The following is a 13034-nucleotide window of genomic DNA, read 5'->3' on the forward strand; positions in this document are numbered from 1 at the left end:
GTCCGGCGGGACAACGTCTGAGACTCTAACAGTCACACCGAAACGCCCCGGTCGGGCGGCAGCGATGCTGCCGCCCGACCGCGGTGTGTGTCCGTCAGAGTTCGGTGACGCTGCCGCCGGCAGCGGCGATCTTCTCCTTGGCGGAAGCGGTGAACTTGTCGGCGGTGATATCGACCTTGACCGACAGGTCGCCGTCGCCGAGAACCTTCACCAGCTTGTTCTTGCGAACGGCGCCGGCCGCGACGAGCTCGTCGACGCCAATGGTGCCGCCCTGCGGGAACAGGCGCGCGATGTCGCCGACGTTGACGACCTGGTACTCGATCCGGTTGCGGTTGGTGAAGCCCTTGAGCTTCGGCAGCCGCATGTGGATCGGCATCTGGCCACCCTCGAACCCGGCGGGCACGTTCTTGCGTGCCTTGGTGCCCTTGGTGCCGCGACCGGCGGTCTTACCCTTGGACCCCTCACCGCGACCCACGCGGGTCTTGTCGGTCTTCGACCCCGGTGCGGGGCGAAGGTGATGGAGTTTGATGGTCATGCTTGAACCTCTTCGACTGTCACGAGGTGACGAACCGCGTTGATGAGGCCGCGGTTGATCGGCGTGTCCTCGCGGGTGACGGTCTGGCGGATGCCCCGGAGTCCGAGGGTCCGCAGGCTGTCACGCTGATTCTTCTTGGTACCGATGGTGCCCTTGACCTGGGTGATCTTCAGCTCTGCCATGATCAGACTCCCTGTCCTGCACGGGCGCGCAACATACCGGCCGGAGCGACGTCCTCGATCGGCAGACCGCGGCGAGCCGCGACCTCTTCGGGACGCTGCAGCATCTTGAGTGCGGCAACGGTGGCGTGCACGACGTTGATGGCGTTGTCCGAGCCGAGGCTCTTGGCGAGGACGTCGTGGACGCCCGCGCACTCGAGCACGGCACGCACCGCGCCACCGGCGATGACACCGGTACCGGGGCTGGCCGGGCGCAGCATGACGACACCGGCGGCCGCCTCACCCTGGACCGGGTGGGTGACGGTCGCACCGATCATCGGCACGCGGAAGAAGTTCTTGCGAGCTTCCTCGACGCCCTTCTGGATCGCCGCCGGGACTTCCTTGGCCTTGCCGTAGCCGACACCGACCATGCCCTGGCCGTCGCCGACGACCACGAGAGCGGTGAACGAGAAACGGCGTCCGCCCTTGACCACCTTCGAGACGCGGTTGATGGTCACCACGCGCTCGAGCTGGTTGCGGTCCTGGTCGCGGCCGCCGCGATCGCGACGGTCGCCGCGGCCACCGCCGCGACGGTCGTTGCCGCCGCCCTGGTTGTTCTGGTTGTTGTCGTTACCGGCGGGTCCGTTTCCGCCGTCACGCTGACGTCCGGGCATCAGAGGTTCCCTCCGGTCATGTGGGTGTAGCTGTTCGAGATGGTCATCAGAAGCTCAGGCCTCCCTCGCGGGCGGCGTCGGCGAGCGCGGCGATCCGGCCGTGGTAGTCCTTGCCACCACGGTCGAACACGACGGCGTCGACGCCGGCAGCCTTGGCGCGGGCGGCGATGAGCTCGCCGACCTTGCGGGCCTGCGCGGACTTGTCGCCGCCGGCCGCACGCACATCGGCCTCGATCGTCGATGCCGCGGCCAGCGTCTTGCCGGCCAGGTCGTCGATCAACTGGACGTGGATGTGGCGCGAGCTGCGCTTGACCGCGAGACGCGGACGGGCCGGGGTTCCGCTGACCTTCTTGCGGAGGCGGAAGTGACGGTTGCCGGTCGCCTTGCGACGACGCGTCGAGACGTCCTTGCCGATCGGCTTGCGCACTGTCTTGGTAGCTGAATCACTCATGGCTTACTTACCCGTCTTTCCGACCTTGCGACGGATCTGCTCACCCTCGTAGCGAATGCCCTTGCCCTTGTAGGGGTCCGGACGACGCAGGCGGCGGATGACCGCCGAGATCTCGCCGACTTGCTGCTTGTCGATACCCGAGACCGAGAACTTCGTCGGGGACTCCACGGCGAACGTGATGCCCGCCGGGGCCTCGATCGGCACGGGATGGCTGTAACCGAGCGCGAACTCGAGGTCGCTGCCCTTGGCCTGCACGCGGTAACCGACACCGAAGATCTCCATCTTCTTGGTGTAGCCCTGCGTGACGCCCACGACGAGGTTGTTCACGAGCGAACGGCTCAGGCCGTGCAGCGCGCGGCTGCGACGCTCGTCGTTGGGGCGGGTCACGACGATGGAGTTGTCCTCCTTGGCGACCGAGATGGGCTCGGAGACGGTGAGCGAGAGCTCACCCTTGGGGCCCTTCACGGTGACGTTCTGGCCGTCGATGGTGACGTCCACGCCCGCGGGGATCTCGATGGGGTTCTTTCCGATACGCGACATGTGTTGTTACCTCCCCTACCAGACGTAGGCGAGGACTTCGCCGCCCACGCCCTGGTTGGCTGCCTGGCGATCGGTGAGCAGGCCCGACGACGTGGAGATGATGGCCACGCCGAGGCCGCCCAGAACCTTGGGCAGGTTGGTGGACTTTGCATAGACCCGGAGACCGGGCTTGGAGACGCGGCGCAGACCGGCGATGGAGCGCTCGCGACTCGGGCCGTACTTCAGGGAGACGACGAGGTTCTTCCCGACCTCCGCGTCTTCGGTGCGGTAGTCGGTGATGTAGCCCTCGCGCTTGAGGATCTCGGCGATGTTCACCTTGATCTTCGACGAGGGCAGTGTCACCTCGTCGTGGTACGCCGAGTTGGCGTTACGCAGACGCGTCAAGAAGTCTGCGATCGGGTCAGTCATGGTCATGGGTGACCGTCAACCTTTCTCGTAGCGGTTCCCATACAGCGCCGGTGGCCGGAAAAATCCCGGTGACCTGCGGTGGGCCTTCCACGAAGTGGATAGTTGTTTCTGAAGGTTCTCGCCGCCGATGCCCTTGGCTTTTCGCCGGCACCGGAGACTATTCAGTTGTGTCCCGGACACCTGAGGTGCACAGGCAACCGGTCTAGTGTAGGGAACTCGCAGCGTAGACCCAAATCGGCGCCGGTCATCGGCCGCGGACCTCGGGCACCATCGAGGGTATGGACCGGCGTCAGCTACTCAGATCAGGACTCCTCGGGGCCGGGCTCCTCGGAGTCTCCGGCACCACGGTACTGGCCGGCTGCTCCGGCGACGAGGAGACGACCACCACACCACGCGGCGGACCGAACCGGTCCGCGGCGACGGTCCCACCGGGGGGCGTGTCGAACGTCGAGACCGTCGCGTCGGGACTGAATGTGCCCTGGGCGCTGGCCTTCCTGAACGGCGGCGACGCGCTGGTCACCCAGCGTGACGACGCGACCGTCGTGCGGGTGTCCCCTCGCGGCGAGGTGCGGACGGTCGGCGAGTTCGGCGACGCCGCGCCGCTCGGCGAGGGCGGGCTGCAGGGCATCGCGACGGCGCCGGGCGACGAGAGCGCGGTGTTCGTCTACTACACGACGGCCGCCGACAACCGGCTGGTGCGCCTGCAGTTCGACGGGACCCGGCTCACCGGCGCCCGCCCCCTGATCACCGGACTCGACGCGGCCTACAACCATCACGGCGGAGCCCTGGCCTTCGGTCCCGACGGCAGCTTGTTCGTCGCGGTCGGCGATGCCGCGGTGCCGGAGGTCGCCCAGGATCGCGCAGCGCTCAACGGCAAGATCCTGCGGGTCGACCGCGACGGCCGTCCGTGGCCGGGCAACCCGTTCGGCAACGAGGTCTATTCCTACGGGCACCGCAACGTGGAGGGTCTGGCCTTCGACGGTGCGGGGCGGCTGTGGGCGAGCGAGTTCGGACAGAACAGCCGCGACGAGCTCAATCTGATCCGCCCGGGCGGCAACTACGGGTGGCCGGAGGCCGAAGGCGACTCCGACGATCCGCGGTTCGTCGCCCCCGCCGCCACCTGGACCACGCGTGAGGCCTCCCCGGCCGGGCTCGCCATAGTCGGCGACCGCGCGTACATGGCGGCACTCCGCGGTCGGCAGCTGTGGGAGATACCGCTGGCCGACTCACCCGAGGGCACCTCCGACGTGCCCGCGAGCCTCCTCGCCGGCGAGCCGGTCGGCCGCTTCGCCGACGAATTCGGACGCCTGCGACTCGTGGCCGCGGCACCGGACGGCTCCCTGTGGTTCGGCACCAGCAACACCGACGGTCGGGGCAGGCCGACGGACGGCGACGATCGTCTGCTCCGCATGCGACTGGGTTGACACGACACCGCGCGGTTTCCGACGTCACGCGGAACGCATTCACGAGAACGTCTCATTCGGCATTTCGGAGAATGCCGCCCGCTGCGTTGTGGTCCTATTTCCGCAATGATTGCGTGATCTATTTCTGCCGGCCGTCCCAGGCGCGATCGAAATGGACAACGAACCGGACCCGATCCACCCGATTGCCGTATCGGCGTCGTGTCGCGATGCCATGGTGTACACGTGAATTCGACCCACCTGCCCGAACTCGTCGATCAACTCCTCTCGTCGGCCCGTGAGGCGTCGAGCCATCGCGCGTCGCATACGTTGCACGGCAACTCTTCTCGCCATCTACGGCAGACCGTGATCGCCCTCACCGCCGGCGCGGCACTGTCCGATCACGAGAGTCCCACCGAGGCCACACTGCACGTCCTGCGCGGTCGCGTCGTTCTCACCACCGCGGATGGCGATCCGGACGGTTCCTGGAAGGGAGCAGAGGGCGATCTCGTGACGATTCCGTCGACGCGTCACGGATTGACCGCCGAAGAGGATTCGGCGATCCTGCTGACGGTTGCAACCCGGTGATCGGGCCGATCATGTCGATGTTCTGCACATGTGCGCCGAATGTATTCTGCGGAAACAGTCTGCGCCGTATCTGATCGACTTTTCGATTCGCGAAGTAAATTCACCACGCCGTCCGTAGGGTGACGCCTATGGCCCGGTCTGACGACATCCAGGGCACTGCAGCCACAGCCCTGCTGAACATCGGAAAATTCTTCACCCGTTGGGACGAGACGGACGACCGTCGAGCGGTCTTCCGCGAGGGTGGCCGCGCAGGCGACGTGTTCTACCGCGATCGGTGGAGCCACGACAAGATCGTGCGCTCCACGCACGGGGTGAACTGCACGGGTTCCTGCTCCTGGAAGGTCTACGTCAAGGACGGCATCATCACCTGGGAGACCCAGGAGACCGACTATCCGTCGGTCGGCCCGGACCGTCCCGAGTACGAGCCGCGCGGGTGCCCGCGCGGGGCCGCCTTCTCGTGGTACACCTACTCCCCCACGCGCGTGCGGCATCCGTACGCGCGTGGTGTCCTCGTCGAGATGTACCGCGAGGCCAAGAAGCGCCTCCACGATCCCGTCGAGGCCTGGGCCGATGTGGTGGGCGATCCGCTTCGGCGGCGCTCGTATCAGCAGGCTCGCGGCAAGGGCGGACTGGTACGGGTGACCTGGGACGAGGCCATCGAGATGGCGGCCGCTGCACACGTGCACACGATCAAGACGTACGGCCCCGACCGCTGTGCGGGCTTCTCACCCATCCCGGCGATGTCGATGGTCAGCCACTGCGTCGGCACCCGGTTCATCCAGCTCATCGGCGGGGTGATGACGTCGTTCTACGACTGGTACGCCGACCTCCCGGTGGCGAGCCCGCAGGTCTTCGGCGACCAGACCGACGTTCCCGAATCCGGCGACTGGTGGGATGCGACCTACCTGATGATGTGGGGTTCCAACGTCCCCGTCACGCGGACCCCGGACGCCCACTGGATGGCCGAGGTGCGATACCGGGGCACCAAGGTGGTGACCGTCAGCCCCGACTACGCCGACAACACGAAGTTCGCCGACGAATGGCTGCCGGCCCAGGCCGGCACCGACGGCGCCCTCGCGATGGCGATGGGGCACGTCATCCTCACCGAGTTCTTCGTGCAGCGCTCGACCGGCTTCTTCGACGACTATGTGCGGCGTTACACCGACCTCCCGTTCCTGATCCATCTCGACGAGCAGGGCGACGAGCACCCGGGCCAGTTCGTCGCGGGAAAGTTCGTCACCGCCGACGAACTCGACGCGGGAGGCCGTGCACCCGCCGACGAGGACGTGTGGAAGACCGTCTTCTGGGACTCCGAGCAGGACGGACCGGTGATTCCCAACGGTTCGATGGGCTTCCGGTATGCCGAGTCGGGCAAGGGGCGGTGGAACCTCGATCTGGAGGGCGCGCGTCCGGCGCTGACCCTGCTCGGCGATGCCGCCGAGCCAGTCACCGTGGCCTTCCCCCTGTTCGACGCGCCCGACGGCAGCGGCTCGGTGGTCCGGCGCGGCGTTCCCGCGCGGCGCATCGGCGGTCGGCTCGTCACCACCGTCTACGACCTGATGCTCGCCCAGTACGGCGTCGCCCGCGACGGACTCCCCGGCGAGTGGCCCACCGGTTACGACGACGTCTCGGCGCCCTACACCCCGGCATGGCAGGCCGAGATCACCGGCGTCCCGGCGGCCGCCGCGATTCGCGTCGCGCGGGAGTTCGCCGCGAATGCCGAGGAGTCACAGGGCCGGTCGATGATCATCATGGGGGCCGGTATCTGCCAGTGGTTCCACGGCGACGCGACCTACCGCGCGATCCTGTCCCTGCTGATTCTCACCGGGTGCATGGGCCGCAACGGCGGAGGCTGGGCACACTACGTCGGACAGGAGAAATGCCGCCCGATCACCGGGTGGATCTCGCTGGCGAACGCCCTGGACTGGACGCGTCCGCCACGCACGATGACCGGTACGTCCTACTGGTACATGCACACCGGTCAGTGGCGGAACGACGGGTATTCGACGGCCTCACTCGCCTCTCCCCTCGCCCGCGGCACGATGGACCACGAACACACCGCCGACGCCATCGCACAGTCGGCACGACTCGGGTGGATGCCCTTCTATCCCCAGTTCTCCGCCAACCCGCTCGACGTCGGCGAGGCCGCGGCGGCTGCGATCGACGACGGTACGGCCACCGATGTCGCCGGCTACGTCGCCGAACGTCTGCAGAGCGGTGACCTGACCCCGGCGATCTCCGACGTCGACGCCCCGGAGAACTGGCCGCGGACGCTGGTGCTCTGGCGGTCGAACCTGCTCGGCTCGTCGGCCAAGGGCAACGAGTACTTCCTCCGCACGCTGCTCGGCACCCACCACAACGTCCTCGGCACGGAGAATCCCGACACACCGCGTCCCGCCGAGATCCGTTGGCGCGACGACATTCCCGAGGGCAAACTCGATCTGCTGCTGTCCGCGGACTTCCGGATGACCTCGACGACGCTGCTGTCCGACATCGTGCTCCCCGCGGCCACGTGGTACGAGAAGTACGACCTGTCGTCGACGGACATGCACCCGTTCGTCCACGCCTTCACCCCGGCGATCGACCCGCCGTGGGAGGCGAAGTCCGATTTCGAGTTGTTCCATCGGCTCGCACGCCGACTGTCCGAGATGGCCCGCACCCACCTGGGGACGCGCCACGACCTGGTGAGCGTGCCGCTGCAGCACGACACCCCCGGCGAGACGGCTCAACCGCACGGTCGGGTGGTCGACTGGCAGCGGGACGGAGCTCGCGGGCAGCCGGGCCGCAACATGCCCAATTTCAGTGTCGTCGAACGGGATTACACGACGATCGCGGACAAGCTGGCGACCGTCGGTCCACTGGCCGACTCGCTCGGTTTCACCGTCAAGAACGTCACCTACCCACTCGAGGAGCAGACGCGGCGACTCGCCGAATCCAACGGGGTGATGCTGGGCGGGGCCGGCGACGGCCGGCCGGCCATCGACACCGACGAGAAACTCGCCGAGGCCATCCTCACGCTGTCGGGTACCACGAACGGCGAACTCGCGGTTGCCGGTTTCGAGCAACTCCAGGAACGTGTCGGCGTGCGGCTCGACGATCTCGCACGCGGTTCCGAGGAGAAGCGGATCAGTTTCGCCGACACCCAGAAGGCACCGGTGCCGGTGATCACCTCCCCCGAGTGGTCGGGGTCGGAGACCGGCGGGCGCCGGTATGCGCCGTTCACCGTGAACATCGAACGCCTCAAGCCTTTTCACACCCTCACCGGACGGATGCACTTCTACCTCGATCACGACTGGATGATCGACATGGGCGAGTCGTTCCCCATCTACCTGCCGCCGCTGGACATGCACAGGCTGTTCGGCGAACCCAAACTCGGCCCCGACGGCTCCCGGGAGATCACGGTCCGCTACCTCACCCCGCACTCCAAATGGTCCATTCACAGTGAATACCAGGACAACCTGTTCATGCTGTCGCTGTCGCGGGGCGGCCCGACCGCGTGGCTCAGCCCCCAGGACGCGGCCTCGATCGAGGTGTCCGACAACGACTGGATCGAATGCGTCAACGCCAATGGGGTGTTCGTCTGCCGGGCGATCGTCAGTCACCGCATGCCGGCCGGGGTCTGCTACGTCCACCACGCGCAGGAACGCACCATCGACGTACCGAAGTCGGAGGCGACGGGACGCCGTGGCGGCATCCACAATTCACCGACGCGGTTGCTGGTGAAACCGACGCACCTCATCGGCGGGTACGCCCAGTTGTCCTACGCCTTCAACTATCTCGGTCCCACCGGCAATCAGCGCGACATGGTGTCGACGATCCGCAAACGCGCGCAGGAGGTGACGTACTGATGCGAGTGATGGCTCAGGTCGGGATGGTGATGAATCTCGACAAGTGCATCGGTTGCCACACCTGCTCGGTGACCTGCAAACAGGCGTGGACCAATCGATCGGGTACGGAGTACGTCTGGTTCAACAATGTCGAAACCCGCCCGGGACAGGGCTATCCGCGCCGTTACGAGGACCAGGACACGTGGCGTGGCGGTTGGCGGCTCAACCGCAACGGCAAGTTGCGACTCCGAGCCGGCGGACGACTGCAGAAACTGCTGACGCTCTTCGCGAGTCCGGTCCAACCCACCATCGACGACTATTACGAACCGTGGACGTATGACTACCAGACCCTGATCGACGCCCCGCTCGGCGACGACTTCCCCGTCGCCCGGCCCAAATCCTTGCTGACGGGCAAGGACACGAAGGTGACCTGGTCGGCGAACTGGGACGACAACCTCGGTGGCGGACCGGAACTCGCACCGCACGATCCCGTCGTCGAGAAGCTGCGACGCGAGTCCGAGGACGCCGTCAAGTTCGGCTTCGAGCAGACGTTCATGTTCTATCTGCCGCGGATCTGCGAGCACTGTCTCAATCCCAGCTGCATGGCGTCGTGCCCGTCCGGCGCGATCTACAAGCGCAGCGAGGACGGCATCGTGCTCGTCGACCAGGACCGCTGCCGCGGCTGGCGGCAGTGCATCACCGGATGTCCCTACAAGAAGATCTATTTCAACCACAAATCCGGCAAGGCCGAGAAGTGCACCCTCTGCTATCCGCGCATCGAGGTCGGTCAGCCGACGGTGTGTTCGGAGACATGCGTCGGTCGGCTGCGGTATCTCGGCATCTTCCTCTACGACGCCGACGCGGTGACCGCGGCGGCGTCGACCCCTGATGAACGAGATCTGTACGAGGCCCAGCTCGACCTGATGCTCGACCCCGAGGACCCGGAGGTCATCGCCGCGGCCACCGCCGACGGGATACCGGACGACTGGCTCGAGGCGGCACGTCGATCACCGGTCTACGCGCTGGCCAAGAAGTACAGGGTCGCACTCCCGCTGCACCCGGAATACCGCACCATGCCGATGGTCTGGTACGTACCGCCCTTGTCGCCGATCGTCGACCTGCTCACCGAACAGGGGCACGACGCCGAGAGTCCGGGAACACTGTTCGGCGCGATCGAGGCACTCCGGATCCCCGTCGAGTACCTGGCGGAGCTGTTCAGTGCGGGAGACACCGACGTCATCGACGGCGTGCTCCGGCGCCTGGCCGCGATGCGCGCCTACATGCGTGACGTCACCCTGGGCCGGGAGACCGACCCGGGCATCCCGGCCGCCGTGGGCATGGACGAGGAACAGGTCTACGAGATGTACCGCCTGATGGCGATCGCGAAATACGATGCTCGTTACGTGATTCCGACCGCCCACCTCGAGCAGGCCGAGAAGCTCGACGAGATGGCGTGCTCGCTGGACTACGAGGACGGACCGGGCATGTTCGACTCGTCGGCCTTCGGCGAGGCCAGTGGGCGGCCCGCACCGGTTTCGGTCGAAACCTTCCACGCGCTCAAACAGCGCCAGACCACCGACACCGCGGCGGGCGAGCACACGATGGCCGGCCGGACCAACCTGCTCAACTGGGACGGAAACGGCGTTCCCGCAGGCATGTTCCCCGAACGCGAACTCCGAGATGGCGGCGGTGCCCCGTGAAGGCCCTGCGCGCCCTCGACCGCCGTTCGGCCACCCGTCGACGGCAACCGGCCGACGCCCGCGTGATCCACCAGATCGCTTCGTGGTGCCTGAGTTATCCCGACGACGACGTCCTCGCACGAGTCGACCTGATGCGTGCCGCGCTCGACGAGCGCAACGAATACGCAGCGGCCCAACGGATGCGGATCACGGTCGATCACCTGGCGGCGGGCGATCCCGGGGACCTCCGACGCGAGTACATCGATCTGTTCGACCTGTCGAAGCGGCACACCCTCTACCTGTCGTACTGGACCGACGGCGACACCCGCCGGCGCGGCACCTCTCTCGGTGAGTTCAAGCAGGCCTACCGGGACAGCGGGTTCCTCGTCGATCTCCACGGGGAGCTGCCCGACCACCTGCCCATCGTGCTCGAGTTCAGCGCCCGCGCCGATCCGCAGCGCGGCGTCGAGATACTCGAGAAGCACCGTGCAGCACTCGAACTCATCAAGTTCTCACTGCTCGAACGCGAATCCCCGTATGCGGCGACGCTCGATGCCGTGTGCAGAACGCTGCCCAGTCCGTCTCCGCCGGACCGCGAATCGGCGATGGCGATGTCGCGGCCCGTCCCCACCGAGACGGTGGGACTCGAACCGTACGACCCGCGACTTCTGCCCCTGGACCCGACGTGACCCGCCACATGCCCGACCCGGCTTGACCGACCGACCGAACGAGAGGTGACGCGTGGACATCTTCCTGTGGGGCGTGGTGCCCTACGCGACGCTCGGACTGCTCATCGGCGGAACCATCTGGCGCTATCGCTACGACAAATTCGGATGGACGACGCGGTCGTCGGAGCTCTATGAGTCCCGGCTGTTGCGGATCGCCTCACCCCTGTTCCACTACGGCGTGCTCGTGGTGATCATCGGTCACGCGATCGGACTGCTGATCCCCGAGTCGTGGACCGAGGCCATCGGCGTCTCGGAGACCGTATACCACTGGGGCGCGGGCGGCTTCGGACTCTTCGCCGCGGTGGCGACACTCGTCGGGGTCGGCATGCTTGTGTACCGGCGACGCACGGTCGGGCCGGTGTTCATGGCGACCACACGCAACGACAAGGCGATGTACCTCGTCCTGGTCACGGCTCTGGTGGCGGGCACCTACATCACCCTGATCGGGACCTTCGATCCGCATGCCGAAGGAGTGGACTACCGCGAGACGGTGTCGCCGTGGTTCCGCTCACTGTTCGTCCTGCAGCCCGATGTCTCGGCGATGGCCGAGGCGCCGTTGCGCTTTCACGTGCACATCCTGATCGGGATGCTGCTCTTCGCGATGGTGCCGTTCACCAGGCTCGTGCACATCTTCACCGCTCCGGTGCACTACCTGTTCCGTCCCTACATCGTGTACCGCAGCCGCGACCAGAGGTCGATGCCGGGGAATCAGCCGTACCGCCCCGGATGGGCGCCCGTCGGAGTGAAGGACCGTGATCGATGACCACCGACACCACGACGACCGCCATCAGCTCGCGTGCGCAGACGACGAATCTCGCTCTGGCAACACTCGCGTTCACCATCAGCTTCTGGGCGTGGAATCTCATCGGCCCGCTGGGAGTCGTCTACACCGATCAGCTGGACCTCTCCGCGACGCAGAAGTCGGTGCTCGTCGCCATCCCCATCCTGGTCGGCTCGCTGGGCCGAATCCTCACCGGCGCACTCACCGACCGCTTCGGCGGTCGCCTCATGTTCACCGTGCTGCTGGTGGTCACCATCCCGTTCGTGCTGCTGGTCGCAGCCGCCGGGCATTTCGCGAGCTACCCGCTCCTGCTCGTCGCCGGATTCTTCCTCGGCGTCGGCGGTACCACGTTCGCCGTGGGCATCCCGTTCGTGAACGCGTGGTACGACAAGTCGCGGCGTGGCTTCGCCACCGGCGTCTTCGGGGCCGGGATGGGCGGGACCGCGCTGTCCGCCTTCTTCACCCCGCGATTCGTGTCGTGGTTCGGTTACATCGCCACACACCTGATCATCGCCGTGTCGCTGGCCGTGGTGGCGGTCATCTGCTGGCTGTTCATGCGGGACTCGCCCCGATGGACTCCTTCCCATGATTCGGTGGTGCCCAAGCTCATCGGCGCCGCGAAGCTTCCGGTCACCTGGCAGTTGGGCTTCCTCTACGCCGCCGCTTTCGGCGGGTTCGTCGCCTTCAGCACCTACCTGCCGACCTACCTCAAGGACGTGTACGACTTCGACCTACAGGCAGCCGGCACCCGTACGGCCGGGTTCGCGATCGCCGCCGTCATCGCGCGTCCGCTCGGCGGGATCCTGTCGGATCGGTTCGGGCCCCGCATCATCACCGTGATCTCGTGCGGCGGTGCCGCCGTGCTCGCCGTCTGGATGATCACGAAGCCACCACTGGAGATACCCGCCGGACTCGACTTCGTCCTGATGGCGGTCTGCATGGGGCTCGGTTCCGGGTCGGTCTTCAGCTGGGTCGCCCAGGCCGCCCCCGCCGAGCGGGTCGGCTCGGTCACCGGGATCGTGGGCGCGCTCGGTGGTCTCGGCGGATTCTTCCCACCCATGATCATGGGTGCCACCTACGACGCGACCACGCACAGTTACACGATCGGGCTCGCACTGCTCGTCGTGTTCGCCACGTGCGCGGCGTTGTTCACCGTGTTCGGTATCCGACGCACGGCGGACACCTGACCGCTCGCCTCCCGCCGCGGCGGCCCGAGGAGAATTGTCGGGGCCTCGTGTTCTGATGATCGCACCCGTCGAACAAAG

At 66.8% G+C, this 13034-nt stretch carries 13 protein-coding genes; 7 read left to right on the forward strand and 6 right to left on the reverse strand.

Annotation, left to right across the window (positions count from 1 at the left end):
* Positions 1–94: 94 nt before the first annotated feature.
* The 6 genes from rplO to rpsH are packed head-to-tail and all read right to left on the reverse strand — an operon-like array spanning position 95 to position 2772.
* Positions 95–535 carry a 50S ribosomal protein L15 gene (gene rplO, locus AC3B5T_RS00690; RefSeq protein WP_004023566.1) on the reverse strand — a complete coding sequence of 147 codons (441 nt, stop codon included), beginning with the start codon at positions 533–535 and terminating at the stop codon, positions 95–97.
* Entirely contained in the window at positions 532–717 is a 186-nt protein-coding gene (gene rpmD / locus AC3B5T_RS00695) for a 50S ribosomal protein L30 (RefSeq protein WP_010842209.1), read from the reverse strand. The genes rplO and rpmD overlap by 4 nt, the downstream gene beginning before the upstream one ends.
* 2 nt (positions 718–719) lie before the next feature.
* Positions 720–1367, reverse strand: a complete 648-nt coding sequence (gene rpsE, locus AC3B5T_RS00700) for a 30S ribosomal protein S5 (protein ID WP_010842210.1) — start codon at positions 1365–1367, stop codon at positions 720–722.
* Between the two features lie 46 nt (positions 1368–1413).
* Entirely contained in the window at positions 1414–1818 is a 405-nt protein-coding gene (gene rplR / locus AC3B5T_RS00705; protein WP_058251978.1) for a 50S ribosomal protein L18, read from the reverse strand.
* Positions 1819–1821: 3 nt separating this feature from the next.
* Positions 1822–2358 carry a 50S ribosomal protein L6 gene (rplF, locus tag AC3B5T_RS00710; RefSeq protein ID WP_058251979.1) on the reverse strand — a complete coding sequence of 179 codons (537 nt, stop codon included), beginning with the start codon at positions 2356–2358 and terminating at the stop codon, positions 1822–1824.
* 15 nt (positions 2359–2373) lie between these two features.
* On the reverse strand, positions 2374–2772 hold the full coding sequence (gene rpsH / locus AC3B5T_RS00715) for a 30S ribosomal protein S8 (RefSeq protein ID WP_004023571.1): 399 nt from the start codon (positions 2770–2772) through the stop codon (positions 2374–2376).
* 272 nt (positions 2773–3044) lie between these two features.
* Here rpsH and AC3B5T_RS00720 point away from each other — a divergent pair, with 272 nt between their 5' ends.
* The 7 genes from AC3B5T_RS00720 (at position 3045) to AC3B5T_RS00750 (ending at position 12956) form a co-directional block, all read left to right on the forward strand.
* Positions 3045–4190, forward strand: coding sequence for a PQQ-dependent sugar dehydrogenase (locus AC3B5T_RS00720; RefSeq protein WP_010842214.1), 1146 nt, complete (start codon positions 3045–3047; stop codon positions 4188–4190).
* 222 nt (positions 4191–4412) lie between these two features.
* A complete protein-coding gene (locus AC3B5T_RS00725) occupies positions 4413–4754 on the forward strand; it encodes a cupin domain-containing protein (protein WP_010842215.1) in 342 nt (113 codons plus the stop codon).
* Positions 4755–4882: 128 nt separating this feature from the next.
* Positions 4883–8602 (forward strand): nitrate reductase subunit alpha, encoded by a 3720-nt coding sequence (locus tag AC3B5T_RS00730; protein WP_488358110.1) that lies wholly within the window; start codon positions 4883–4885, stop codon positions 8600–8602.
* Positions 8602–10281 (forward strand): nitrate reductase subunit beta, encoded by a 1680-nt coding sequence (narH, locus tag AC3B5T_RS00735; RefSeq protein WP_055476744.1) that lies wholly within the window; start codon positions 8602–8604, stop codon positions 10279–10281. The genes AC3B5T_RS00730 and narH overlap by 1 nt, the downstream gene beginning before the upstream one ends.
* Entirely contained in the window at positions 10278–10949 is a 672-nt protein-coding gene (narJ, locus tag AC3B5T_RS00740; protein WP_055476745.1) for a nitrate reductase molybdenum cofactor assembly chaperone, read from the forward strand. The genes narH and narJ overlap by 4 nt, the downstream gene beginning before the upstream one ends.
* A 52-nt stretch (positions 10950–11001) precedes the next feature.
* Complete coding sequence (narI, locus tag AC3B5T_RS00745) at positions 11002–11751, forward strand: respiratory nitrate reductase subunit gamma (protein ID WP_055476746.1); 750 nt, start codon at positions 11002–11004, stop codon at positions 11749–11751.
* Positions 11748–12956: a nitrate/nitrite transporter gene (locus tag AC3B5T_RS00750; RefSeq protein WP_055476747.1), complete on the forward strand. Its 1209-nt coding sequence runs from the start codon at positions 11748–11750 to the stop codon at positions 12954–12956. The genes narI and AC3B5T_RS00750 overlap by 4 nt, the downstream gene beginning before the upstream one ends.
* Positions 12957–13034 lie beyond the last annotated feature (78 nt).

Source organism: Gordonia sp. G4, assembly GCF_057770005.1.

What these genes read in the sequence shown, in the direction of transcription:
- rplO (WP_004023566.1), bottom strand. Translation starts at nt 535, where the DNA reads ATGACCATCAAACTCCATCACCTTCGCCCCGCACCGGGGTCGAAGACC.
- rpmD (WP_010842209.1), bottom strand. Translation starts at nt 717, where the DNA reads ATGGCAGAGCTGAAGATCACCCAGGTCAAGGGCACCATCGGTACCAAG.
- rpsE (WP_010842210.1), bottom strand. Translation starts at nt 1,367, where the DNA reads ATGCCCGGACGTCAGCGTGACGGCGGAAACGGACCCGCCGGTAACGAC.
- rplR (WP_058251978.1), bottom strand. Translation starts at nt 1,818, where the DNA reads ATGAGTGATTCAGCTACCAAGACAGTGCGCAAGCCGATCGGCAAGGAC.
- rplF (WP_058251979.1), bottom strand. Translation starts at nt 2,358, where the DNA reads ATGTCGCGTATCGGAAAGAACCCCATCGAGATCCCCGCGGGCGTGGAC.
- rpsH (WP_004023571.1), bottom strand. Translation starts at nt 2,772, where the DNA reads ATGACCATGACTGACCCGATCGCAGACTTCTTGACGCGTCTGCGTAAC.
- AC3B5T_RS00720 (WP_010842214.1), top strand. Translation starts at nt 3,045, where the DNA reads ATGGACCGGCGTCAGCTACTCAGATCAGGACTCCTCGGGGCCGGGCTC.
- AC3B5T_RS00730 (WP_488358110.1), top strand. Translation starts at nt 4,883, where the DNA reads ATGGCCCGGTCTGACGACATCCAGGGCACTGCAGCCACAGCCCTGCTG.
- narH (WP_055476744.1), top strand. Translation starts at nt 8,602, where the DNA reads ATGCGAGTGATGGCTCAGGTCGGGATGGTGATGAATCTCGACAAGTGC.
- AC3B5T_RS00750 (WP_055476747.1), top strand. Translation starts at nt 11,748, where the DNA reads ATGACCACCGACACCACGACGACCGCCATCAGCTCGCGTGCGCAGACG.